Annotated in this window: 24 protein-coding genes; 15 read left to right on the top strand and 9 right to left on the bottom strand. The window is 71.9% G+C overall.

What is annotated here, in order from left to right; translation table 11 throughout:
• Positions 1-44: 44 nt before the first annotated feature.
• Together ACQPWW_RS23655 and ACQPWW_RS23650 are read left to right on the top strand one after the other, a co-directional pair.
• On the top strand, positions 45-755 hold the full coding sequence (locus ACQPWW_RS23655) for an HAD family hydrolase (protein WP_433125619.1): 711 nt from the start codon (positions 45-47) through the stop codon (positions 753-755).
• Between the two features lie 346 nt (positions 756-1,101).
• The gene (locus ACQPWW_RS23650) at positions 1,102-1,887 is read left to right on the top strand and encodes a L,D-transpeptidase family protein (RefSeq protein WP_433125618.1); all 786 of its coding nucleotides are present in this window, start codon (positions 1,102-1,104) and stop codon (positions 1,885-1,887) included.
• A 25-nt stretch (positions 1,888-1,912) separates the two neighbouring features.
• Here ACQPWW_RS23650 and ACQPWW_RS23645 read toward each other — a convergent pair whose 3' ends face one another.
• From ACQPWW_RS23645 to ACQPWW_RS23625, 5 genes are all read right to left on the bottom strand, one after another.
• Positions 1,913-2,188: a hypothetical protein gene (locus ACQPWW_RS23645; RefSeq protein WP_433125616.1), complete on the bottom strand. Its 276-nt coding sequence runs from the start codon at positions 2,186-2,188 to the stop codon at positions 1,913-1,915.
• A 47-nt stretch (positions 2,189-2,235) separates the two neighbouring features.
• Entirely contained in the window at positions 2,236-2,667 is a 432-nt protein-coding gene (locus tag ACQPWW_RS23640) for a hypothetical protein (protein ID WP_433125614.1), read from the bottom strand.
• 184 nt (positions 2,668-2,851) lie between these two features.
• Entirely contained in the window at positions 2,852-3,553 is a 702-nt protein-coding gene (locus ACQPWW_RS23635; protein ID WP_433125613.1) for a VOC family protein, read from the bottom strand.
• Between the two features lie 12 nt (positions 3,554-3,565).
• On the bottom strand, positions 3,566-3,748 hold the full coding sequence (locus ACQPWW_RS23630; protein WP_354978377.1) for a DUF397 domain-containing protein: 183 nt from the start codon (positions 3,746-3,748) through the stop codon (positions 3,566-3,568).
• On the bottom strand, positions 3,742-4,542 hold the full coding sequence (locus ACQPWW_RS23625) for a helix-turn-helix domain-containing protein (RefSeq protein WP_433125612.1): 801 nt from the start codon (positions 4,540-4,542) through the stop codon (positions 3,742-3,744). Before ACQPWW_RS23625 ends, ACQPWW_RS23630 begins: the two co-directional genes overlap by 7 nt.
• Positions 4,543-4,819: 277 nt before the next feature.
• On the opposite strand from ACQPWW_RS23625, the gene ACQPWW_RS23620 reads away from it, so the two are divergent.
• Complete coding sequence (locus ACQPWW_RS23620) at positions 4,820-5,074, top strand: flavin reductase (RefSeq protein WP_433134508.1); 255 nt, start codon at positions 4,820-4,822, stop codon at positions 5,072-5,074.
• A gap of 14 nt (positions 5,075-5,088) precedes the next feature.
• On the opposite strand, the gene ACQPWW_RS23615 is transcribed toward ACQPWW_RS23620, so the two are convergent.
• Together ACQPWW_RS23615 and ACQPWW_RS23610 are read right to left on the bottom strand one after the other, a co-directional pair.
• Positions 5,089-5,784, bottom strand: coding sequence for a hypothetical protein (locus ACQPWW_RS23615; RefSeq protein ID WP_433125610.1), 696 nt, complete (start codon positions 5,782-5,784; stop codon positions 5,089-5,091).
• Positions 5,785-5,786: 2 nt separating this feature from the next.
• Positions 5,787-6,164: a PadR family transcriptional regulator gene (locus tag ACQPWW_RS23610; protein ID WP_433125609.1), complete on the bottom strand. Its 378-nt coding sequence runs from the start codon at positions 6,162-6,164 to the stop codon at positions 5,787-5,789.
• A 216-nt stretch (positions 6,165-6,380) separates the two neighbouring features.
• Between ACQPWW_RS23610 and ACQPWW_RS23605 the strand changes: the two genes are divergently transcribed.
• The 5 genes from ACQPWW_RS23605 to malQ all read left to right on the top strand — a co-directional run bounded on the left by ACQPWW_RS23605 (position 6,381) and on the right by malQ (position 13,022).
• A complete protein-coding gene (locus ACQPWW_RS23605) occupies positions 6,381-7,667 on the top strand; it encodes an ABC transporter substrate-binding protein (RefSeq protein WP_433125608.1) in 1,287 nt (428 codons plus the stop codon).
• On the top strand, positions 7,664-8,647 hold the full coding sequence (locus ACQPWW_RS23600; protein WP_433125606.1) for a carbohydrate ABC transporter permease: 984 nt from the start codon (positions 7,664-7,666) through the stop codon (positions 8,645-8,647). Before ACQPWW_RS23605 ends, ACQPWW_RS23600 begins: the two co-directional genes overlap by 4 nt.
• Before the next feature lies 1 nt (position 8,648).
• Positions 8,649-9,485: a carbohydrate ABC transporter permease gene (locus ACQPWW_RS23595; RefSeq protein WP_433125604.1), complete on the top strand. Its 837-nt coding sequence runs from the start codon at positions 8,649-8,651 to the stop codon at positions 9,483-9,485.
• 10 nt (positions 9,486-9,495) lie between these two features.
• Entirely contained in the window at positions 9,496-10,704 is a 1,209-nt protein-coding gene (locus ACQPWW_RS23590) for an ABC transporter ATP-binding protein (protein WP_433125602.1), read from the top strand.
• 167 nt (positions 10,705-10,871) lie between these two features.
• Positions 10,872-13,022, top strand: coding sequence for a 4-alpha-glucanotransferase (malQ, locus tag ACQPWW_RS23585; protein WP_433125601.1), 2,151 nt, complete (start codon positions 10,872-10,874; stop codon positions 13,020-13,022).
• 91 nt (positions 13,023-13,113) lie between these two features.
• Here the strand turns inward: malQ and ACQPWW_RS23580 are convergent, their stop codons facing one another.
• Positions 13,114-14,223 carry a winged helix DNA-binding domain-containing protein gene (locus tag ACQPWW_RS23580; RefSeq protein WP_433125599.1) on the bottom strand — a complete coding sequence of 370 codons (1,110 nt, stop codon included), beginning with the start codon at positions 14,221-14,223 and terminating at the stop codon, positions 13,114-13,116.
• A gap of 140 nt (positions 14,224-14,363) precedes the next feature.
• Here ACQPWW_RS23580 and ACQPWW_RS23575 point away from each other — a divergent pair, with 140 nt between their 5' ends.
• The 4 genes from ACQPWW_RS23575 (at position 14,364) to wrbA (ending at position 16,859) form a co-directional block, all read left to right on the top strand.
• Positions 14,364-14,756 (top strand): hypothetical protein, encoded by a 393-nt coding sequence (locus ACQPWW_RS23575; RefSeq protein WP_433125598.1) that lies wholly within the window; start codon positions 14,364-14,366, stop codon positions 14,754-14,756.
• Positions 14,757-14,837: 81 nt separating this feature from the next.
• A complete protein-coding gene (locus ACQPWW_RS23570; protein WP_433125596.1) occupies positions 14,838-15,596 on the top strand; it encodes a HipA family kinase in 759 nt (252 codons plus the stop codon).
• Entirely contained in the window at positions 15,593-15,961 is a 369-nt protein-coding gene (locus tag ACQPWW_RS23565; RefSeq protein ID WP_433125595.1) for a DUF3037 domain-containing protein, read from the top strand. Before ACQPWW_RS23570 ends, ACQPWW_RS23565 begins: the two co-directional genes overlap by 4 nt.
• A gap of 280 nt (positions 15,962-16,241) precedes the next feature.
• Positions 16,242-16,859 (top strand): NAD(P)H:quinone oxidoreductase, encoded by a 618-nt coding sequence (gene wrbA, locus ACQPWW_RS23560; protein ID WP_433125594.1) that lies wholly within the window; start codon positions 16,242-16,244, stop codon positions 16,857-16,859.
• A gap of 87 nt (positions 16,860-16,946) precedes the next feature.
• Here wrbA and ACQPWW_RS23555 read toward each other — a convergent pair whose 3' ends face one another.
• Complete coding sequence (locus tag ACQPWW_RS23555) at positions 16,947-18,866, bottom strand: anthranilate synthase family protein (protein WP_433125593.1); 1,920 nt, start codon at positions 18,864-18,866, stop codon at positions 16,947-16,949.
• Between the two features lie 208 nt (positions 18,867-19,074).
• Between ACQPWW_RS23555 and ACQPWW_RS23550 the strand changes: the two genes are divergently transcribed.
• The 3 genes from ACQPWW_RS23550 (at position 19,075) to ACQPWW_RS23540 (ending at position 23,542) form a co-directional block, all read left to right on the top strand.
• Positions 19,075-20,487 (top strand): FGGY family carbohydrate kinase, encoded by a 1,413-nt coding sequence (locus ACQPWW_RS23550; protein ID WP_433125591.1) that lies wholly within the window; start codon positions 19,075-19,077, stop codon positions 20,485-20,487.
• Positions 20,488-20,585: 98 nt separating this feature from the next.
• Complete coding sequence (locus tag ACQPWW_RS23545) at positions 20,586-23,123, top strand: sensor histidine kinase (RefSeq protein WP_433125589.1); 2,538 nt, start codon at positions 20,586-20,588, stop codon at positions 23,121-23,123.
• Positions 23,120-23,542: a roadblock/LC7 domain-containing protein gene (locus ACQPWW_RS23540; RefSeq protein ID WP_433125587.1), complete on the top strand. Its 423-nt coding sequence runs from the start codon at positions 23,120-23,122 to the stop codon at positions 23,540-23,542. Before ACQPWW_RS23545 ends, ACQPWW_RS23540 begins: the two co-directional genes overlap by 4 nt.
• The last annotated feature ends 13 nt before the right edge of the window (positions 23,543-23,555 follow it).

Raw genomic sequence — 23,555 nt, 5'->3', positions numbered from 1 at the left:
CTGATCCCTTCGACTGGGCGGTGACGTCACGGGGAGGGGACGGTATGACGGACGGCGCGGCGGCGCGGCGAGAGGCGCAGGTGCTGATCTTCGATGCGGACGACACGTTGTGGGAGAACAACGTCATCTTCGAGCAGGTGATCGACGACTTTCTTGAATGGCTCGACCATCCCACGTTGGACCGCACCGAGATCCGGATGATCCTCGACGACATCGAGCGGGCCAACACTGTGGCGCACGGGTACGGCAGCAAGGTCTTCCTGCGCAGTCTGGCGGAGTGCCTGGAGCGGCTGCGTGAGCGGCCGGCCACCGACGCTGAGCGCCAGGAGATTGAGCGCCTGGCGGTCGCGCTCGTCGAGCACCAGGTGGAGCTGATGCCCGGGGTCGCCGACGCGCTCGACGAGTTGGCCGCCCGGCACGAGCTGCTGCTGCTCACCAAGGGGGACCAGGCCGATCAGCAGCGCAAGTTGGACGCCTGCGGGCTGCTGCACCACTTCGGGGCGGCGCACATCGTCGCCGAGAAGGACGTCGAGACGTACCGGTGGCTGGTCCGGGAACACCGCCTTGATCCGGCTCGCGCCTGGATGATCGGCAACTCCCCGAAGTCGGACATCCTGCCGGCCCGCGCGGCCGGGTTGAACGCGGTCTTCATCCCGAACGAGAACACGTGGGTGTTGGAGCACGACGAACTGGACCCCACCGACGCCGGGGTGTTGCGGCTCGCCGCGTTCCGCGACCTGTTGCGGCACTTCTGAGGGTGCCGAAAGCCAACAGCGTCAGCGATCATGGTCGCGTTACGCCGGCTTGTCTGATTTTCACCCTGAGATCAGTCACGCCGTCGGTCGCCCGGCACGGCTTGTCCGCCCGGTCCGGCTCGGCCTAACCTGGCCCGGCGCTCACGGCCTTCGGGGTGTCTGCCGGGAGCGCACCGGTGTTCGGCGGCTGGCACCGTGGAGCTGAGTGCCGGAGCTGTCCGCTCCCATCCGGACGGCCGAACGTCAGGGCCGGGTAGTTGCGGACCCGGCCCTGACCCGGCCACGGATCAATCAGACCCGACGCGCGGGGCAGACCGTGCGCCGGTTGGACTGTCAGGATGACCGGATGAACCGCAGAGCCCTCCTGTTCGGCGCTGTCGCGGGTCTGGCGGCACCGGCCCTGCTCGCGCCGACCGCCCCCGCGCTCGGCGCGACCCGGCCGACGCCGCTCTGGGGTACCGCGCCGTTGCCCCGCCGCGCCGGATCGAGCACGCCACGCCGCAACCTGGCCGCCCGGTTGACTACCCTGCCGACGCAGACTCGGCAGGTCATCGTCGTCGGCGCCGACAGCTACACCACCACCTACGCCACCCTTGAGGCGTACGTGCGGATCAGGGGCCGCTGGCAGCCGGCCTCGGCGGCGTTGCCCGCCCGCCTCGGCTCCAAGGGTTTCAGCGACAACCACGTGGAGGGCGTGCCGACCACTCCCACCGGTGTCTACTCGATCGGCCCCACCATGTACGGCATTGCCGCCAACCCGGGAGTGCGATACCCCTACCACCAGTTGGTCAGCGGCGACTGGTGGAACGAGAACCCGTCCTCCCCGCGCTACAACACCTTCGAGCACAGCTCGACCAACCCGGGTGGGGCCAGCGAGGCGCTGTGGCAGGAAATCCCCTCGTACACGCACTTCGCGGTGATCACCTACAACATGTCACCGAACGTGGCGACCCCGATCCCCAACGCGGGCAGCGGCATCTTCCTGCACCAGTTCCGGGTCAGCGGCGGCAACGCCACTGCCGGCTGTGTCTCGCTCGCGCACGACCACCTGGTGGGCGTGCTCAACTGGCTGGATCCGGCCCTCTCGCCGCGCATCGTGCTCAGCCCGTACGCGCAGCTCGACCGATACTGACCAGCGTCCGCGGCGGGGTCTGGCCTCAGGAGGTCTCGCCCCGCACGATCGCCACCGCCACCCGACAGAACTCGTCCATGTCCGGGTTGAACCTGGCCGCGATGTCGGGATGCAACCCGGAGCGCGTCTCCTCCAACAGTCGCTGGCAGACCTGCTCGACCGGCTCGCCGCCGTAGCCGGAGCGGACCCGGTCGGTGGCCGCCTGAAGCGCCGAGGTCAACTGCTCTTCCAGCGGGCCCCGCAGCTTCTGCTGCACAGGGTCGAGCCCGCGTGGGTCGAGCGTGACATGTGGCTCCGACATCGGTGCTCCCTTCATCGGCGTCCGCGATACCCCACCGCGGTCGTCGGTCAAACCCCGTCCGGTACGGCGGCGACCCGCACCTGGTACGAGAAGTCCTCGGCCGGTTCCTCCTGGTACGACAACCGGCGGATCTGCCGGTCGTCGTTGTAGAGCGCGACGTCCACAAGCACACCGAGGTGGGTGAGGCCGATGGACGACACCCGCTTCTTGTCCTGCAACACCGCGCAGACGCCGCCGAGCAGGGTGCTGGCGTCGCCCGTACGGTGCCCGGGCGGACACCGCAGGACCAGCTCCACCTCGACCGGCCCGGGCAACGGCGTCCAGCCGGTGCGTTGAGCCGCCGCCAGGGCGGCCTGGAGCAGGGTGCGCACCCTCGTCGCCTGCCGATGCCCGGCGGCGAAGATGGACAACGCTTCGGTCTTGACCGGTGGCAGGCCGCTCACCTCGAACGTCAGGGCGAGAGCGCGGGTGTCCTGCACGAGCACCTCCTCGTTGGGACGATCCTGCCGAACCGGGGAAGCGGCGGTGGGACGTTCCCGCGATTACCAACCGATCGGGCAGGCAGGGGGGCGGCCGGAGGCGTGTCGACGGCGGCGGCGAGCGCGCTGGCTGCGGCGTGAGGAAAACGCTAGCCGACGCCGCCCGCCCCCGGTAGTCGGCCAGTCACCCGATGGGGTGCGGCGAAAAGGCGCAGAACTCGTTGCCCTCCGGGTCGGCCAGCACCCACCACCGGGCCTGGGCGTGTGGCTCGCGCAGCAGTGTCGCGCCCGCGGCGATCAGCGCCGTGGGCTCCGGGTCGATGAGGTCGACGTCCCAGTGCAGCCGGTTCTTGACCGTCTTGGGCTCGGGCACCCCGGCGAAGACCCAGTAGTCCCAGGGGAACCCGGCCGCGCCGCTGACCGCCGCGTGGGTCGACTCGTCCTCGATGACGCCACCGACCACACCGGCCCACCAGGTCGCCTGTGCGACCGGGTCGGCCGCGTCGACGACCAGCTCGAACGGCCCCGGCCCGGTGCCCTCGCGAGGCGGGAACGCGCAGAACTCGTTGCCCTCCGGGTCGACGAGCACCCACCAGGTGGCCGCGCCGGACGGCTTGCGGACCAGCCGGGCGCCGGCCGCGAGCAACGCCGCCGGGTCCGCGTCGGCCATCCGCAGATCCAGGTGTACGCGGGTCTTGCCGACCCGCGGTTCGGGCACCTTGTTCACCCAGATCGATTCGGCCTTCGAGCGCGCCGAGCGGGGGTCCACCCGGGTGTCCTCGTCGCCGGCGTCGGCCACGTCGGCGTCGAGTAGCCGCGCCCAGAAGCCGCCGAGGGCGAGCGGATCGGTGGCGTCCAGACAGAGATCCTTGAAGCGCGCGATCATGAGTCGGCCGGCTCAATGCTGCTTGGCGTAACCGACGAAGGCCTTCCAGGCCGCCGGGTCGACGCGCAGGGTGCCGCCGTCGCGGTCCTTGGTGTCGCGCACCAGCACCACGCTCGGCAGGTTGTCGGCGACCTCGACGCAGGAGCCGCCGTTGCCGCCGGACCGGGTCGACTTGCGCCACTGGGGGGTCAGCATGCCCATGACTTCGCCACTTCCTTGATCAGCTCGGTTGACTGCCGGCGGGGGAGCGCCTCGTTCCGCACGATCTCCCACGTCTTCGCCAGCTTAGCGACGTCGGTCGCTGCGTCGACGAACTGCGCGGTGAGTTGGTTGTCGGCGTGAGCCACCCGCTCACCGTCCGGCATCTCGGCGATGATGAACTGGCCGGCCAGCCCCAGGTACATCCCAGCATCCACCGGCACGATGTGCACCTGGATATGTTCCGCCGCCGCCAACTGGACCAGGTGCTCGCACTGCTCGACCATGAGCCCCGGCTGGTCGAGCACCGGCCGGCGCAGCACCGCCTCGTCCAGGACGGCGATGAGCTGCGGCGGGCGCGGGCGTTGCAGGATCGCCTGCCGCTCCAACCGGGAGGCGACGATCCGGTCCACGTCCTCGGCGTCGAACCGGCCACCGGCCAGGGTGGCCCGCGCGTACCGCTCGGTCTGGAGCAGACCCGGCACGTACGCCAACTCGAACCAGCGCAGCGTGGTCGCCTCCCGCTCGAACTCGATCCACTCGCGCAGCCAGGCCGGCTCGGCGTCGAGCCGGGCCAACCGTTCCAGCATCCGCTGGAAGCGCCCGGCGGTCGGGTGGTGCGTGTCGATCGCCCGCATGTACTCCTTCGTGGGCGCCCGCCCGCCGGTCTCCACCGAGCTGACGTGTGAGCCCGAATAGCCGATGCCCCGGCCGAAGTCGTCCTGACTGAGCCCGAGCCCGGCGCGGAACAGGCGCAGCTCCTCCAACACGTAGTCGGTGACGGTCCCCATCGAATCCCCAACCTTCGCTCACTGTGGATCGGCGTGTCCCTCGCGGCTGCTCGATTGTGCGGCTGAGCTGCACGGATGCCGCGAGCACGTATCGACCGTAGTTGGGTCCTCGCAAACTGTCACCAGTGGCGGGTCCGCTGGTGGCCGGAACGGGCGGCGGCGGGCTCTGCCCGGGGTCGCTCCCGTCTCCCCCTTGCGGGAGCGGCCCCTTCACCGCCCCCGAGGAGGTCGATGTGTTGAGCCCGACAGGCCACCAGGACGAGACGCGGTGGTGGTGATGGTGGTCCGGCCGCCCGTCCCGCACGTCGCCATGCGTCCGCTGTGGCGGTGCCGTAGCTGCGGCCGGGAATGGCCCTGCCAACCGGCCAAGCTCGCCCTGCTGACGGAGTACCGGAGCAGCAGGACCGCGCTGCTCATCTACCTCGGTACCCTGATGAACGAGGCAACGGCCCAGCTCAGCCAGCTGCACCCGGACCACCCGCCGGCCAGGATGACCGAGCGCTTCCTCTCCTGGGCGAGAGCCCGCGGCTGACGTTGTGCGTACCGTCAGGCGGGTTTGACCCTGGTGGCGTCCGGGTGTGACGGGTCGGGGGCGGGCCGGCCGTCGCGCAGCGCCAGGCGACGTGCCAGCACCGTGGCGCCCGCGAGCGCGGCCAGGACCAGGGCGACCTCGGCGAGCACCACCGCCGGTGCCGTGCTGTAGTCGGTGGACCAGGCGAATCCGACGGTGACCGGGGTGACGAGCAGGCCGGCCGCCGGCACCAGGACGCTCATCATCCGAGCCGTTCGCCGGATCTGGGGCAGGTCACGCAGCCACATCCGCACCGCGACCACCGCTGCGGCGGCGACCACCGCGGCCGGTACGCCGTAGTAGACGGCGACGGCGAGCTGGATCGGTACGTCGATCGAGCGGGGGATGTCGACCATGCGGACGAAGATCGGGGCGGCCGCCATCAGGAGGCCGGCGCCGAGCACTGCACCGAGTACCGCGCCGACCAGGGCGGTGCCGAGGACGCGGCCGTAGTCGCTGCGTACGCGGCGGACGCCGGCCTCGTCGGCGAGCCGCCGCGCGAAGCCGGCCACGTCATCGCCGATCAACTGGGTGGGATCGCCCCCGTCGGCAGCCGCGGCCCGCAGGTCGAGGCGTAGGTCCGCGGCGAGGGCCGCCCGGTCGGCCGAGCCGACCCCGTGGACCCGCCACGCCTGGTCGACCTCGCCCAGTAGGCGGTCGATGGTGTCCATGGTCAACTCCTCGTGGGGTTCTGGTCGAGCGGGTCGAGAACGGTGCCGACGGTGGCGGCGAAGCGGTCCCACTGTTTCCGCCAGGCGTCCAGGTGGACCCGGCCGGACCCGGTGAGCGCGTAGACCTTCCGGGGTGGGCCGGTCGGGCTGGGCTGCTGCTCGTGCGCGACGAGACCGAGCCGGCGCATCCGGGTCAGCAGGGGATAGATGGTGCCGTAGCTGATGGCGCCGAAGCCGGCCGCCTCCATCCGGCGAACCAACTCGTAGCCGTGCGCGGGCTCGCGGGCCAGCAGTGCCAGCAGGCACATGTCGAGCGCGCCCCGCAGGAGCTGGGTCTGCCGGTCGTTGTCGTCGATCGGCTGACTCTCCGCCGCTATCATGCGACACATATTACCTTGCTAGTTGGCGTCGCGATATACCGGAACGGACGCCCGCTGGTGACAGCCCAGGTTTCGCGACTTCGCGGGTGGGGCAGAGTAGCCGCACAGAGCTTCCGGGTCGGGGCGTTTCCGCAGCTCCTCGACCTGGACATGGCTCGCCGTGCGCCGGGGCACGGACGCCCTCCCCGGTCTTTCGCCGAGGAGAGGGGGAGGGCGATGACGGACCCCGAAACGGCACGACACCGACGCCGGCCGATTGTTCGGCTGGGGGCTACGGCCGCCGCGTTGGCGCTTGTCGCACCGCTCGCCGCGTGCGGCGCGGGCGACGACGGTGGCCCACCGACGATCAACCTGTACTACCCGCCCGAGCAGAACCTGCAGAAGGTCGTCGACGACTGCAACGCGCAGGCACAGGGGCGGTACGAGATCGCCTACCAGGTGCTGCCCCGCCAGGCCGACGACCAGCGGGTGCAGCTCGTGCGCCGGCTGGCCGCCGAGGACACCGGCATGGACGTGCTCGGCCTGGACGTGACCTGGACCCAGGAGTTCGCAAGCGCGAAGTGGATCCGGGAGTGGACCGGCCAGGACAAGGCCGAGGCCGAGCAGGGCACTCTCGCCGGCCCGCTGGCCACCGCCCGCTACGAGGACAAGCTGTACGCGGCACCGAAGAACACGAACGTCCAGCTGCTCTGGTACCGCAAGGACCTGGTGCCCCAGCCGCCGACCACCTGGGACCAGATGATCAGCGCGGCCCAGCAGCTCAAGGAGCAGGGCAAGCCGTACCAGGTGCTCACCATGGGCGCCCAGTACGAGGGCCTTGTCGTCCTCTACAACACCCTCGCCGAGAGCGCCGGAGGAAAGATCCTCAACGACGACGGCACCCAGGCCGTGATGGACGACGGTACGGTCCGGGCGCTGGAACAGCTGAAGAAGTTCGCCACGTCGGGCGTGACGTCGCCGTCGTTCAGCAACGCCACCGAGGACCCGGTCCGGTTGGAGTTCCAGTCCGGCTCGGGCGCGTTCCAGGTGAACTGGCCGTTCGTCTACCCGGCGCTTCAGGAGGCCAACCCGGACCTGGCCAAGCAGGTCGGCTGGGCTCGGATTCCCGGCGTCGACGAGGGCACCCCCAGCAAGGTCACCATCGGCGGGGTCAACCTGGCGGTCAGCTCCTACTCCAAGCACCCGGAACTGTCCTTCGAGGCGGCCCGGTGCATCCGCAGCGCCGAGCACCAGAAGTTCTCCGCCATCAAGGACGGCGTGCCGCCCACCATCGAGGCGGTCTTCGACGACCCGGAGATGACCGAGGCGTACCCGATGAAGGACACCATCCTGGAAGAGCTGAAGGAACCGGCCACCCGTCCCCTGACGCCGGCGTACCAGAGCATCTCCACAGTGATGTCGGCGATCCTGTCGCCGCCGTCGGGGATCCGGCCGCAGCAGACCGCCGACGAGCTGCGCGACGCCATCGCCGACGCCCTCCAGTCGAAGGGGGTCCTCCCATGAGCATCAGCGCCACGCCGACCGGCGCGGACGTCGCCGCCCAGGAGACCCGTGCGCCCGCCGCCGTGCCCACCCAACGCGGCGGCCGCCGTAAGCCGCCGCTGAGCGAGAACAAGAAGGCCGAACGCCGGCTCGGCTGGCTGCTCTGCGCGCCCGCCGCGCTGGTGATGGTCGCGGTGACCGCGTACCCGATCATCTACTCGGTCTGGCTGTCGTTGCAGCGCTACGACCTGCGCTTTCCCGACGAGCGCGAGTTCATCGGGCTGGAGAACTACGTCACTGTGCTCACCAACGAGTTCTGGTGGACCGCGTTCGGGGTGACCGCGCTGATCACGGTGGTCACCGTGATCGTCGAGCTGGTGCTCGGCATGGGCCTGGCGATCATCATGCACCGCACCCTGGTCGGCCGTGGCCTGGTCCGCACCTCGGCGCTCATCCCGTACGGGATCGTCACAGTGGTCGCGGCGTTCTCCTGGCGGTACGCCTGGACGCCCGGCACCGGCTACCTGGCCGAGCTGTTCAGCGACGGTGCGCCGCTCACCGAGCGGGCCAGCGCGCTGGCGATCATCATGCTAGCGGAGATCTGGAAGACCACCCCGTTCATGGCGCTGCTGCTGATGGCCGGGCTGGCGCTGGTGCCGGAGGACCTGCTCAAGGCGGCCTCCACCGACGGCGCCACCGCCTGGCAGAAGTTCACGAAGGTGATGCTGCCGGTGATGAAGCCGGCGATCCTGGTCGCGCTGCTGTTCCGCACCCTGGACGCCTTCCGGGTCTTCGACAACATCTTCGTGCTGACCGCCGGGGGCAACGAGACCTCATCGGTGTCGATGCTCGCCTACAACAACCTGCTCCGGGGCCTGAACCTCGGCATCGGCTCGACGATGTCGGTGCTGATCTTCATCACCGTGGCGATCATCGCGTTCGTCTTCGTGAAGCTGTTCGGCACCGCTGCCCCCGGCAGCGACGACGGGGAGAGGCGCTGACATGGCTGTCGAAACCACCACCCGAGCGAAGGTGCGTTGGGGTCTGCTGGACGTCCTCGTTGTCGTCTTCGCGCTCGTCCCGGTGCTCTGGATCGCGTCGCTGTCGTTCAAGACGTCGGCCACCCTCACCGACGGGAACTTCATCCCGCGGGAGTGGACGCTTGACAACTACCGGACGATCTTCGACACCGACCAGTTCGTCCGGGCGCTCGTCAACTCGATCGGCATCGCCCTGATCGCCACGCTGATCGCTGTGGTGCTCGGCGCGATGGCCGCGTACGCGATCAGCCGGCTGGACTTCCCCGGCAAGAAGCTGCTGGTCGGCGTCTCCCTGCTGATCGCGATGTTCCCGCAGGTGTCGCTGGTGTCTCCCCTGTTCGAGATCGAGCGTCAGCTCAAGATCTTCGACACCTGGCCCGGGCTGATCCTGCCGTACATCACCTTCGCCCTGCCGCTGGCGATCTACACGCTGTCGGCGTTCTTCAAGCAGATCCCGTGGGACCTGGAGAAGGCGGCGAAGATGGACGGCGCCACGCAGGCCCAGGCGTTCCGCCGGGTGATCGCCCCACTGGCCGCGCCCGGGCTGTTCACCACGGCGATCCTGGTGTTCATCTTCTGCTGGAACGACTTCCTGTTCGCCATCTCGCTGACCTCCACCGAGCGGTCCCGCACGGTGCCGGCCGCGCTGTCGTTCTTCACCGGCGCGTCACAGTTCGAGGACCCCACCGGGGCGATCTGCGCCGCCGCCGTCGTGATCACCGTTCCGATCATCCTGTTCGTCCTCTTCTTCCAGCGCCGCATCGTGTCCGGTCTGACCTCCGGCGCCGTCAAGGGATAGGTGAGTAGTCATGGCTGACATCGTGCTCGACAAGGTGAGCAAGAGTTTCCCGGACGGGACCGTCGCCGTGCAGGACGTCGACCTGGAGATCGCCGACGGCGAGTTCGTGATCCTGGTCGGCCCCTCGGGCTGCGGCAAGTCCACCACCCTCAACATGATCGCCGGGTTGGAGGACATCAGCTCGGGCGAGCTGCGCATCGGCGGCCAGCGGGTGAACGACAAGGCTCCCCGGGACCGGGACATCGCCATGGTCTTCCAGTCGTACGCCCTGTACCCGAACATGACGGTGCGGGAGAACATGGCGTTCCCGCTGCGGCTGGCGAAGCTGGACAAGGAGACCATCAACCAGAAGGTCGACGAGGCGGCCAAGGTACTGGAGCTGACCCCGCTGCTGGACCGCAAGCCGGCCAACCTCTCCGGAGGGCAGCGCCAGCGGGTGGCGATGGGCCGGGCGATCGTCCGCCAGCCCAAGGCGTTCCTGATGGACGAGCCGCTGTCCAACCTCGACGCCAAGCTGCGGGTGCAGATGCGCACTGTGGTGTCCCGCTTGCAGAAGCAGCTCGGCACGACCACCGTCTACGTCACCCACGACCAGACCGAGGCGATGACCCTCGGCGACCGGGTGGTGATCATGCGCGGCGGCGCGGTGCAGCAGGTCGGCGCACCGCAGGAGCTCTACGACCACCCGCGCAACCTCTTCGTGGCCGGCTTCATCGGCTCCCCGTCGATGAACTTCCTGCACGCCGCCGTACAGGACGGCGGGCTGCACACCGCGCTGGGTGACGTGCCGCTCGGCGACCGGGTCCGCCGTGAGCTGGAGGCCGCCGACGCACCCCGGGAGCTGATCCTCGGCATCCGCCCCGAGCACTTCGAGGACGCCGAACTGATCGACGACGACACCCGCCGCCGGGGCATGGAGTTCGAGGCGCCCGTCGACATCGTCGAGTCGATGGGCTCGGACAAGTACGTCTACTTCACAGTGGAGGGCGAGAAGGCCAGCGCCGCCGAGCTGGAGGAGTTGGCCGCCGACGCCGGCGCCGCCGACTTCGCCGGTGGCGGCGGCAACCTGGTGACCCGGCTGTCCGCGGAGTCGCCGGTGGCCGAGGGCCAGTCGCGGCGGGTCTGGTTCAACCTGGAGAAGATCCACCTGTTCGACCCGGCCACCGGCCGCAACCTGACCCTGCGCGAGGGGCGGGCTGCCGGCGCGCTCGGCGACTGACAACGAGCCCGGCACCACGATCGCGCGGGAGGCCACCGCGACAGGGATTCTGCGCGATCGTGACGATGGGGTCGGCGGTCGAAACCGCCGGCCCCCGTCCGTGTCCTGCGCCGCGCCGCCGGTCGTGGCAAGGTGGTCGAGGGTCGCATCGTGAGGCGGGGGGCGGGATGGACCGACGACTGGCCGCGCTGGCCAAGGCGCACGGCGTGTCCACCTGGTACGACGACTGGCGGCACCGCCGCGTCGAGGTCGCACCGGAGACCGTGGTGGGTGTGCTCGGCCTGCTCGGTGTGGACGCCACCACCCCGGCGGCCATCGCCGACGGCCTCGCCGCCGCTCGCGCTGTCGACCGGACCGCGCTACCGGAGACGGTAGTGCTCACCCACGGCGCAAGCCGGGCCCTGCCCGGCCCGGGAATGGTGACCCTCGAGGACGGCGGCCGGCGCGCCGTCGACAGCGAGCTGCCGAGGGACCTGCCACTGGGCTGGCACCGGCTGGCCTGCGCCGGCCGGGAGGTGACACTGGTGGTGGTGCCCCGCCGGCTGCCGGTGCCGCCGCGCACCTGGGGTTGGCTGCTCCAGCTCTACGCGCTCACCTCGGACCGTTCCTGGGGCATGGGCGATCTCGGCGACCTCGCCGACTTCACCCGCTGGGCCGGTGACACCGGTGCCGGCCTGGTGCTGCTCAACCCGCTGCACGCGGTCGGGCCCGCGCACCCGGTCGCAGCATCCCCCTACTCGCCCGCCAGCCGACGCTTCGTCAACCCGCTCTACCTGCGAGTGAGCGACACCGCCGCGTATCGGGCGGCCGACCCGGCGACCCGGGCCGTGGTCGACGCCCTGCGCCCCGACCGTGGTGACCTGATCGACTACGACGAGGTGTGGACGGCCAAGCGGCACGCCCTGGAGCTGCTGCACCCGTACGCCCAGCCGGTCGACCTCACCGCGGATCCGGCGTTGGCGAGTTTCGCCACCTGGTGCGCCCTGGCCGAGCGACACGGCAACGACTGGCGGGCCTGGCCGGCCGAGCTGCACCACCCGGACGCCCCGGCGGTCGCCGCGCTGCGCGGCCAGCTCGCCGACCGGGTGGCCTTCCACGCCTGGCTGCAACACCTGTGCGATGAACAGCTCGACGCCGTCACGGCGGCGGCTCGCGCCGCCGGGATGCCGGTCGGCGTGGTGCACGACCTGGCCGTCGGCATCGACCCGGGCGGCGCGGACGGTTGGCAGCTCGCCGACGTGCTGGCCCAGGGCGTGCGGGTCGGGGCCCCGCCCGACGACTTCAACCAGCTCGGGCAGGACTGGGGGCTCGCCGCGTGGCGCCCGGACCGGCTCGCCGCGACCGGGTACGCGGCGTACCGGGACATGCTGCGCCGGACCCTGCGGCACGCGGGCGGCCTGCGGGTCGACCACGTCGCCGGCCTGTGGCGGCTGTGGTGGGTGCCGCCGGGCGGCGGGGCCGCCGAGGGCACCTATGTCCGCTACGACGCCGAGGCGATGCTCGGCATCCTCGCGCTGGAGGCGCAGCGGGCCGGCGCGGTGGTGGTCGGTGAGGATCTCGGCACCGTCCAACCCGCGGTGACCCGCGGGCTGCGCGGGCGCAACATGCTCGGCTCGACGGTGCTGTGGTTCGCGCGTGACGACGAGGGTGACTTCGTCCCACCGGCCCGGTGGCCGCGCAACGCTCTCGCCACGATCTCCACCCACGACCTGCCGACCGCGCCGGGCTTCCTCACCGGCGAGCACGTGCGGGTCCGCGACAAGCTGAAGCTGCTCGACACCGACGTGGCGGTGGAGCGGGCCCGCGCCGTCGCCGACCGGGAGCGCCTGCTCACCATGTTGCGGACCGAGCGACTGCTGCCCGACCCGACACTGCCCGACCCGGCCGCGACAGCCGACCCGACGCTGCCCGACCGGGACGCGACAGCCGATCCGGCGTTACTCGACCGGGACGCGACAGCCGATCCGGCGCTGGGCCAGCCGGCGGCGACGGTGCTAAGCCGGCCGGCCGCGACATCCCGTGACGGCGAGGTCGTGGTGGCGATGCACGCCGCGCTCGCGGCAAGCCCGGCCCGGCTGCTCGGCATCTCCCTCTACGACGTGCTGGGCGAGGTGCGCCAGCCCAACCTGCCGGGCACTGTCGACGAGTATCCGAACTGGCGATTGCCCCTGCCGGCCACCGTGGCGCAGATCCGCGAGGACCCCCGGGTGGCCCGGGTCGCCGACCTGCTCAACACGGCGCGTCCACGATCGGGTGACGCGCGCTCAACGCGCCCACGATCGGATGACGCGCGGTCGGCGCGCCCAGCCAAGGACTGACGCCCGGCCAGCTCAGGCCGGGACCGGGTCGGGGTCGGTCAGGTCAGGCGCGATCGGGGGCGGGCCGCTGCTCGTCGGTCGAGGGCAGCGCTCAGGCCGGCCAGTCGAAGCGGGGCGGCAGCCCGAGGAAGTCGGCGTACCGCTGCAATGCCTGCTCGACGCGGGCCCGCTCGCCGGACGACATAGGGGTCAGCGGCTGGATCGTGATGGTGACCGCGGCCCGGCCCACCTTGCGTTTCCAGACGCCCACCACCCGACCGGCGCGGACCACGGTGGCCTGGAAGATGCCGTTGTTGCCCGGCACCACCGCCGCCTGGTGCGCCGGGTCGAGCATCAGCGTGCGGTCGCGGTAACCAAGCAGGTACTCGTCGAAGCCGGGCAGCACCACCAGGTCGTCGAGTGTGCCGCGCGGCGCGTCGGCCAGCGCCGCGTCGACGTGCATCGGCTCGCCGTCGACCCGGACCAGGCTCAGCACGTCGCCGGCGGCGGCCAGCCCGCGCCGGGCGTCGGTCAGGGTGAGGCCGGTCCAGCCGGCGAACTCGCGGGCGGTGACGGGCCCGTGCCCGCGGACGTAGCGGTGGGCGAGCAGAGCCAGGGCCTCGTCCCGCTCCAGCCGGCGCGCGTCGGGCGCCCACTCGTCGAGCAGGGCGAAGGTCTGTTCGGTGCCGACGTTCGGAGCCACACAGGTCACCCCGCGCACACTGGCGAACCAGAGCAGGTGGTAACCGCGCTGACCGTCGGTGCCCAGGCCGGCGGCGCGCAGGGTCGCCAGGCACTCCGCGCGGGTGAGCCGGCCGCCGCCGGCCAACGCGGCGCCGAGGACGTCCACCGCCCGATCGGCGTCGGCCTCAGTCAGCCCGAGCTGCGCCCGGCGGGTCGCCACGCCGGCCAGCGAGCGAACGCCGGTCAGCTCCAGCATCCAGCGGGCGTCGGCGGGTGGGACGAGGTGCACGGTGCCCCGCATCGGCCAGGTGCGCAGCGCCTCGCGCCGTTCCAGGGCCGCCTGCACGTCCGCGACGGTGCGGCCGGGCAGCCGAGCGCCCAGCGACCACAGCCCGCTGGCGAGGTCCTGTGCCTGCATCGCGCCGAACCACTCGACCACGTCGGCGACGCCAGCGGGTCGGGTGCCCGGATGCGGGCACAGCAGCAGGCTGGTCATCCGCAGCGCCAACGCGTCGGCCGCGCTGAGGTCGACAGGCATCGGGCCGTCCTTTCGGTGGTGCTGGACGGCCAGCCTAGAGCCGGCCACCGACACCGCTGCTGATCGGAGGCGTAACGGTGGCCGTCGGGGGAAAGCGGCTCGGCGGAAGTGCGCGCCCCGCGCGTACGGAAGGGACTCTCATGACTGCCGCAAGCGAGCCGGCCCGGGGTGCCGGCGTATCGGCCGGATCCCGGAGCCATCGAGGCGACGACCGCGCGAAGACGAGCGCTGCCGCCACCTTCGCCCTGGTGTTCGGGGTGGCCGGTCTCTTCAGCGTGTTGACGGCGATCCTCGCCTGGTTGGGGCTGGTGCTCGGCATCATCGGCATCATCCTCGGCATCGTCGGCCTCAAGATGGCGCGCCGACCCGGGGTCACCGGGCGCGGCGTGTCGATCGGTGGGCTGGTGCTGAGCATCCTGGCCGTGCTGATCGGCCTCGGACTGGCCGCGGGCATCACCACGTTCGTCAACAACGAGAACGCGGTGGACCGGCTCCAGACCCAGGTCGACAAGCTGCGCGACAAGCTCGACTGACGCCGCGTCGACTCGGTCCGCGCGTACCGGTGCAGGGCGGGGCCGCCACCCGCCACGGCCTGCCACAGTAGGGTGGGCGGCGTGCTCCGCCAGGTCACCGCGATCCGCTACGTCACCCCGCTGCGCGAGGGTGGGTCGTTGCCGGGCGTGGTGGAGGCCGACGACCTGGGCACGTACGTGGCGAAGTTCCGCGGCGCCGGCCAGGGACCCAAGGCGCTGATCGCCGAGGTGATCTGCGCTGAGCTGGCCCGCCGTCTGGAGCTGCGGGTGCCTCCACTGGTAGTGCTCGACATCGACCCGGTCATCGGGCGAGCCGAGCCCGACCAGGAGGTGCAGGAGCTGCTGCGCAACAGCGGCGGGGCCAACCTGGGGATGGACTTCCTGCCCGGGGCGCTGGGCTTCGACCCGCTGGCGCACCCCGTCGACCCGGCGCTGGCCTCCCGGGTGCTCTGGTTCGACGCGTACGTGGAGAACGTCGACCGGAGTTGGCGCAACCCCAACCTGCTGATCTGGCATCGGGAGCTGTGGCTGATCGACCACGGGGCCTCGCTGTACTTCCACCACAACTGGCCGCGCGCCGAGGCGGCAGTGCACCGTGCCTACCGAGCCGACGACCACGTGCTCGCGCCGTACGCCTCCCGGCTGGCCGACGCCGACGCCGAGTTGGCTCCCCGGGTCACCCCGGAGTTGCTCACCGAGGTGTTGGCGCTGGTGCCGGGGGAGTGGCTGACCGCTGCCGACTTCGAGACGGCCGACGCGGCTCGCGCCGCGTACCTGGAGCACCTGTCCCGCCGGGTCGCCCGCACCGCCGACTGGCTGCCGCAGGGGAGCGCGGCATGAGGCACCCCTTCGAGTACGCGCTGATCCGGCTGGTGCCGCGCATCGAGCGCGGCGAGCAGATCAACGTCGGGGTGTTGCTCTACTGCCAACAGCGCGACTTTCTGGCCGCCCGTACGCACCTGGACGCCGAGCGGGTCCGCGTGCTGGCGCCGGACGTCGATCTGCCGGCGGTGGCCGCGGTGCTCTCCTCCTGGGACCGGACCTGCTCCGGTGACGGGCCGGCGATCCGGATGCGGCTCGGTGAGCGGTTCCACTGGCTGGCCGCTCCGCGCAGCACGATGATCCAGACCGGGCCGGTGCACACCGGGCTCACCGTCGATCCGGCGGCCGAGTTGGAACGGTTGATGGCTGCGCTGGTCCGCTGAGCGGCGGCAGCCGGGGTGGGCCCCTGATCGCGCTGCGCCAGCTCCGTTGCTGACGGAGCGCGATCCCCCGTTCAGGTGCGCGGTGCGGGGCGGCGGTTGGTTCCCGCCGGCACCGGTGGCATCAGGATCGCGGTCCGTAAGGGTCGCGTGGCCGAAACGGTCGGGAAGTTGCGGAAAACTTGAGCCGGCGGACCGGAACAGGGTCCGCGCGCCCTGTCGTTAGAGGTCCCGCCCACCGGGTAGTCGCGGGAGCTGACCCGAGACGAGGAGGGGACATCCGATGGCTGCCCAGATCAAGGTAGCGGTGATCTACTACAGCGCCACCAGCATCACGTACCAGATGGCGCAGGCCGTCTGCGAGGCCGCCGGGGATGCCGGCGCCGACGTGCGCCTGCGCAAGGTCCGCGAGCTGGCGCCGGACGAGGCGATCCGCTCCAACTCCGGCTGGCAGGCGCACCATCTGGAGACCCAGGATGTGCCCGAGGCGATGGTCGACGACCTGGCCTGGGCCGACGTGGTGATCATGGGCGCCCCGACCCGGTACGGCATGGTCGCGGCCCAGCTGAAGCAGTTCATCGACACCACCGGCCCGCTCTGGGCGCAGGGCGCGCTGGCCAACAAGGTCTACGCCGCCTTCACCTCGACGGCGACCGCGCACGGCGGCCAGGAAACCACGCTGACCTCGCTCTTCAACGTCTTCTACCACTGGGGTGGCGTCGTGGTCGCCCCCGGTTACACCGACACCAGCCAGTTCATCGCCGGTAACCCGTACGGTGCCTCGCACACGAGCAACAACGGCGAGATCGCCCCGGACGCCGTGGCGCTCGGGGCCTGCGCGCTCACCGCCCGACGTGCGGTGCTGCTCGGATCCGCATTGAAGGCGGGCATGGCCGGCTGACGCCGTGCGGCGACCGGTGGCACGGGCGGGGGCTCTCGGCCCGTCCACGCCACCGGTCGCATCAGCCCTACCCGGGCGACGGGACGGCTATGCGCGCCCGCCCGTGGCGGACAGTTCGTCGGCGCGCGGCGCCGGCAGCAGATCGGTCAGCAGCTCGGTGAGCACCGCGAGCCCGTCCGGGCTGAGCACCGACTCCGGGTGGAACTGCACGCCGGCGAAGCCGCGCCCCCGCAGGGCGTGCACGGCGCCGTCGCCCGCGTCCCGGGCCAGCTCCACCGGCCCGTACGCGCCGGTCAGCCGGTCCGCGTCCGCGCGTGCCGTGAACGTGGAGTAGAACCCGACCCGGCGGGACCGGCCGAACAGCGACACCTCCCGCTGCATGCCCTGATAGGGCGCCTCCCGGCGATGCAGGGGCAGCCCCAGCAGCCCGGCCAGCACCTGGTGGCCGAGGCAGACCGCGAGGGTGGGACGCCCGGTCGCCAGCAGCTCGGTCAGCAACTCCCGCAGCACCACCATCTTCGGCTCGTCGGGGCTGCCCGGGTCGCCCGGCCCGGGACCGACCACCACCAGGTCGTAGCCGTCGACGGGGCCACCCTCGTGCCACGGCCGCAGGCTGACCGCGAGGCCCAGCGCGCCCAGTTGGTGGGCCAGCATGCCGGTGAAGGTGTCCTCCGCGTCCACGATCAACACGTGGCGGCCGACCAGGCCGGGCAACCGGGACGCGTCCGGCGCCCGCTGGTCCAGCCAGAACCGCGCCAGTGGCGCGTTGCGCGCGGCCAGCGCGTCGCGTACCTCCGGGTCGTCGGCCAGGCGCGCGACGGAGCCGCCGCCGGCGGACGCCGCCGGACCGAGGCCGAGCGCGGCCAGCACACCGGCGGCCTTGGCGTGCGTCTCCGCCACCTCGCCGGCCGCCGTCGAGTGCCGGACCAGGGTGGCGCCCACCGGCACCCGCAGGTGACCGGTGGGGGAGATCTCGGCGGTACGGATCAGGATCGGCGCGTCCAGCGTCTGCCGACCGGCCTCGTCGTGGCCGAGCAGGGCCAGCACTCCGGCGTAGTAGCTCCGGCCCCGACCCTCGTGTCGGGCGATCACCCGGCAGGCGTTCTCCATCGGGCTGCCGGTCACGGTCGGGGCGAACATCGTCTCGCGCAGCACCTCCCGCACGTCGCGGGTGCCCCGTCCGGCCAGCAGGTACTCGGTGTGCGCCAGGTGCGACATCTCCTTCAGGTACGGGCCGATCACCTGGCCGCCGTCCTCGGCGACGGTGGCCATCATCTTCAGCTCCTCGTCGAGCACCATGTACAGCTCCTCGACCTCCTTCGGGTCGGCGAGGAAGCGCAGCAGCGCCGCCCGGTCCGCAGTGCCACCGCCGGACCGGAAGGTGCCGCTTATCGGGTTCATCATGACGAGCCCGTCGTCGACGCTCACGTGCCGCTCCGGGCTGGCGCCGACAAGCGTCCGGGTGCCGGTGTGCACGACGAACGTCCAGTACGCGCCGCGTTCGGCGACAAGCAACCGGCGCAGCGCGGCCAGCGCGGCCACCAGTGGTCGGCCCTGCACTGTGGCGTGCAGGGTGCGGTGGATGACGAAGTTCGCGCCCTCGCCGCGGCCGATCTCCTCGGCGAGCACCCGCTGCACGGTCCGGGCGTACTCCTCGTCGGTGACGTCGAAGGCGGCGTCGGTGGTGCGGACCGGTTCGTCGGGCAGCGTGGCCAGGGCGTCGGCCAGCGCGATCCGCCGATGCTCGCGGATCTGGAGGCACTCCAGCGGAGCGCCGTCGTCGACGCAGGCGAAGCCGCGCTCGGTGATCTGGCGGTACGGCACCAGGGCCAGCGTCCGCGCTCCGGGCGTGCCCGGCGGCAGCGGAATGTCGGCGAGGCGGTCGACGGTGTCGACGGGGCCGGTGAACAGCTCCAACTCGTCCGCGCCGTCGCGGCGCAGCAGCGCGAAGGGGCCCGGGTCGACGCCGCTGGTCACGGCGGTGAGCAGGTCGGTCAGGTGGGTCATCGAGGTCTCCGTGGGGCCGGGCGCCGCCGGTCGGGGCGGCCATCCGGGCCGGGGAGAACCGGCGGCCGCCTCGATGGCGGCCGCGTGGATGGAGCTACGCGCGGAAGGTGGCCGCCGGGTTGGCGGGCCACCAGCAGGTCGGATGCGCGAGCATGTGATCCACCCTACGCGCCCGGCGCCCGCCTGGCACCGGGTAACTTGACCGGCGATGAACATTCTCGCGCTCGATCTGGGTACCTCGTCGGTACGCGGGCTCGTGCTGGACGGGGACAGCCGTCCGTTGCCCGGTGCCCTGGCCCGGCGCAAGGTCGACCTCGCCATCGGCGACGACGGCACCGGCACGCTGTCCGGCCCCGGTTACCTCGCGTGTCTGATCGAGTGCCTCGACGAGCTGGCCGACGCCGGGCACCTGCAGGACGTCGACCTGGTGGCGGTGTCCGCCCAGTGGCACTCGGTGCTCCCGCTCGACAGCGACGGCACGCCGATGGGCCCGGTGGTCACCTGGCTGGACACCCGGCCCGCGCCGGTCGGCGGTACGGCCGGACCGGCCGATCCGGACGGCTTCCACCAGCGCACCGGCTGTTGGTGGCACCGCTCGTACTGGACGATGCGGTTGCCCTGGCTGCGCGAGCGGTCCGGCAGCCAGATCGCCCGGTTCGTCGGCCTGCCCGAGTACGTGCTCGGCGAGTTGCTCGAGGCCGCGCCCATGTCGGTGTCCCAGGCCTCCGGGACCGGTCTGCTGGACCTGCGCACCCTGCGCTGGGACGAGGAGGCGCTGACCCTCGCCGGGGCGCGGCCGGGGGACCTGCCGGCCCTCGGCGAGTTGGACTGGCACGGCCGCCTCCGACCCGACCTGGCCCGTCGGTGGCCGCAGCTGGCGCAGGCCCGGTGGTCACCGCCGGTGGGCGACGGTGGGGCGTCGAACGTCGGCTCGGGCTGCGTCGATCCGAGCCGGGCCGCGGTCACCGTGGGCACCTCGGCGGCCGTACGGCTGATGCAGCGGATCCCGGCCGGCGAACCGATGCCCCGGCTCCCCGAGCGACTGTGGCGCTACCGGGTCGACCACGACCACGTGGTCACCGGGGCGGCGTACGGCTGCGGTGGCAACCTGTTCGCGTGGGCGAACCGGGAGCTGCGGTTGCCCCAGGGCGCCGAACTGGACGCGGCGCTGGCGCTGGTGCCGGCGGGCGGTGGCCGACCGGCCGACCCCCGCTTCGGTGGCGACCGGCCGCCCGGCCTGGCGCCGGCGGGCAGCGGGCAGCTCCGTGAGCTCAGCTTCAGCACCACCTCGGTGGACATCCTGGCCGGGCTGATGCAGGGGCTGTGTGAGCTGGTCGCCGAGGATCTCGCGGTGCTGGAGTCCACGATCGACAAACCGGTCGGTGTGGTGCTGGGCGGGGGTGCGGTGGCCGCCTCGGTGTGGTGGCGGCAGGCCTTCGCCGCCGCGCTGGCGCCGCGGCCGGTGTCGCACCAACGCAACCCGGAGATCGGTGCCACCGGCGCGGCACTTGTGGCGTTGGGTCGGTTCGGAGACGCGATCGAGCTCGCCGACATCGGCCGGACGGACGAGCTGGTCTTGCCTGCCACGGCAGGACGTTCGCACCCGCAGTATCCTTCCTGAACCGTCGTTCGCCCGGGCCGTTGACAGCGCTCCCGAGCCTGGTTGGATGGACTGCGCTCCCCGGACCGCGGTGGACGCGGTAGGACCGAGGAGGCAGGGTGGCGGTGGGTTCCGACCCGGCGAACGGCAGGGTGTCGAACCACCGCCGACGCCGCTTCGACGTCCGAGTTGTGCCGCATCGACGCCGGTCTCCGTTCCGGCTGCGGGACTGGCGGATCAGCACGAAGCTCGCGACAGTGCTGATGGTGCCGTCGCTGGCGTTCCTGGTGCTCGCCGGCGTGCAGACCAGCGCCCTGGTGGGGCGGACGACAGCGTTGAACGACTTCTCCCGCCAGGTCGGCATCGGCCGGCAGATCACCGCTGTGGTGCACCAGCTCCAGCAGGAGCGTGACCGCTCGGCGGGGGAGCTGGGTGAGCTGCGCCGGGGCAGCGACCGGGAAGCCACGGTGAACAACCTGCGGCCGTTGCAGGCGGCGACCGACCGGGCGGTCGAGGCCCTGCGTCGGGCCGCCGACCCGCTCGCCGACGCCGACGCGTCGTGGCGGTTCGCCTACTCGGAAGCGTTGGAGGCGTACGACCAGGTCGTCGACATCCGCCCGGCGATCCCCCCGGCGGTGCTCAGCAGCGACACGATCCTGAGCAACTACTTCCGGGCGGTCAGCGCGATGCTCGACCTGCTCGCCGAGCCGACCCCTGGTCAGGGCCGGCCCGCGTTGAACGACGCGGTCCTGCGTTACGTGCAGCTGGCCCGGGTCAAGGAGCTGTCCTCCCGGATCCGGGCCCAGCTCTACGCCGCCTCCCGCGCCGGCGGGTACGGCACCGAGGACCGGGTGCTCCTCGCGGATCTGCGCACCCAACAGTTGACAGCGCTCGGCGCGTTCCGGGTGGCCGCGACCAACGACCAGATCCGCCGCTACGACGAGACAACCGTGAACCCGGCGTTCCTGGTCGCCACGCGGCTGGAGGAACGCAGCCTGCCGGTCGGCGACGCGGCGCCGGAGGTGCTGCCGTCGGAGCAGTGGTGGGCGGCCAGCCAGCAGCGCCAGGGCCTGCTGCGCCAGCTTGAGGCGGGGGTGCTGGACGACGCGGTGCGCCAGGCCGACGACGCCAGCGACGGTCAGCTGCGGGCGACCCTGCTGGTCGTCGGTGGAGTCGTCGCGGTCCTGCTTGTCGCCCTGCTGATCTCGTTGCTCGTCGGGCGGTCGGTGGCCCGTTCGATGCGGTTGCTGCGCAGCCAGGCGCTCCGGATCGCGCAGATCGAGCTGCCGGACGCGCTGGACCGCCTGAAGACCGTCACCGGTGGGGTGCCCAGCATCGACGTCGCGCCGGCGGTGGTCCGCTCGCTCGACGAGATCGGTGAGCTGGCCGAGGCGTTCGTAGCGGTGCACCGCAGCGCGGTCACCGTCGCCGTCGAGCAGGCGCTCATGCGGCGCAACGTCAACGCGATGTTCGTCAACCTGGCCCGCCGCAGCCAGGTGCTTGTGGAACGCCAACTGGAGCTGCTTGACGACCTGGAGCGGGAGGAGAGCGACCCGGACCAGTTGGAGAACCTGTTCAAGCTCGACCACCTGGCCGCTCGCATGCGCCGTAACGACGAGAGCCTGCTGGTGCTCGCCGGCACCGATTCGACCCGGCGGTGGAATCGGCCGGTCGCCATCGGTTCGATGCTGCTGGCCGCCGCCTCGGAGATCGAGCAGTACCAGCGGGTCCGCATCGAGTCGGTGGCCGACGTGTACGTGGTCGGGCACGCCGTCGGCGAGCTGGTGCACCTGTTGGCCGAGCTGCTGGAGAACGCCACTGCCTTCTCCCGTCCGGACACCCTCGTGGTGGTGACCGCCAGGGTCGAGGCGGCCTCCGCGCTTATCGAGATCGTCGACAGTGGGCTTGGCATGAGCCCGGCCGCGTTGGCCGAGGCGAACGCGGTGCTGGCCAGCCCTCCGGCAGCGGATGTCGCGGCGGTGGAGCGGATGGGTCTGTTCGTGGTCAGCCACCTGGCCGCCCGGTTGGGGGTCACCGTGCGCCTCGACGGGGGCCAGGGTGGCCTGACCGCTCGGCTCGTGCTGCCCGCGGTGCTGCTGGCGCCGGCGGGCGCGGTGGAGCTGGATCCACCCGCGCCGGCCCGGATGCTGGCGACGAGCGCCGCGCGGGGAGTGCCCGCGCAGCCCGGGGGCGCCTGGGAGGCAGGTGCCCCGGGGCTGGGCCTCGGAGCCAGGGACCTGCCGGTTGCCGGTCGGCGGCCGGCGGTGGCCGTGCCTCGTCAGGCCCGTCCGGTGCCGGTGCGCTCCGAGGATGTGCTGACCTCGCCCGCGGCCCCTTCCGGTGGTGCGGGCTGGTGGTCCCGGCAGGGTCCGTTCGCGCCGACGGTGCCCGCCGCGGCGGTGCCGCCGGCCATCCCGGTGACCGGCGGCACGAACGAGCGAGGGCTGCCGGTGCGGGTGCCGATGGCGCAGTTGAGCGCTGTCACCAACACGGCACGACCGACCTCGACGCCGGCCCGCGTCGACCTGGACCCGGAAGCGGTCGGCGGCATGCTCTCCCGGCTTTACAGCGGGGTGCGGCGCGCCGAGGCCGAGGACACCACCGAGATACCCGTGCCACCGTCCGGGGGGCACGACGAAGGGGGACGACGACAGTGACGACGTTGAGCCAGGAGGCGCGTGACCTGAGCTGGCTGGTGAGCGCGTTCGCGGAGCGGGTGCCGGGCGTGGCACACGCGATTGTGGTCTCGTCCGACGGGCTGCTGGTGGCGATCTCCGACCACCTGCCCCGCGACAACGCGGACAAGCTCGCGGCGGTGACCTCCGGGCTGATGAGCATCACGGCGGGCGCGGCGCAGATGTTCGACGGCGATGTCGTCAAGCAGACGGTGGTCGAGATGGGCCGCGGCTACTTCCTGGTGATGCAGATCCGCGACGGTTCGATTCTGGCCACCCTGGCGGCCGGGGACGCGGACATCGGTGTGGTGGGCTACGAGATGGCCCGGCTGGCCAAGCAGGCGGGGGAGATGCTCACCCCGGCACTGCGGGCGGAGCTGCAGCAGGCGCTGCCGCGCTGACCGGCCGGTCCGG

This window comes from Micromonospora sp. CA-240977 (assembly GCF_050942285.1).
GTDB lineage: Bacteria > Actinomycetota > Actinomycetes > Mycobacteriales > Micromonosporaceae > Micromonospora.
The sequence above is the reverse complement of the archived record's forward strand: the minus strand, read 5'-3'. Positions and strand labels throughout refer to the sequence as shown.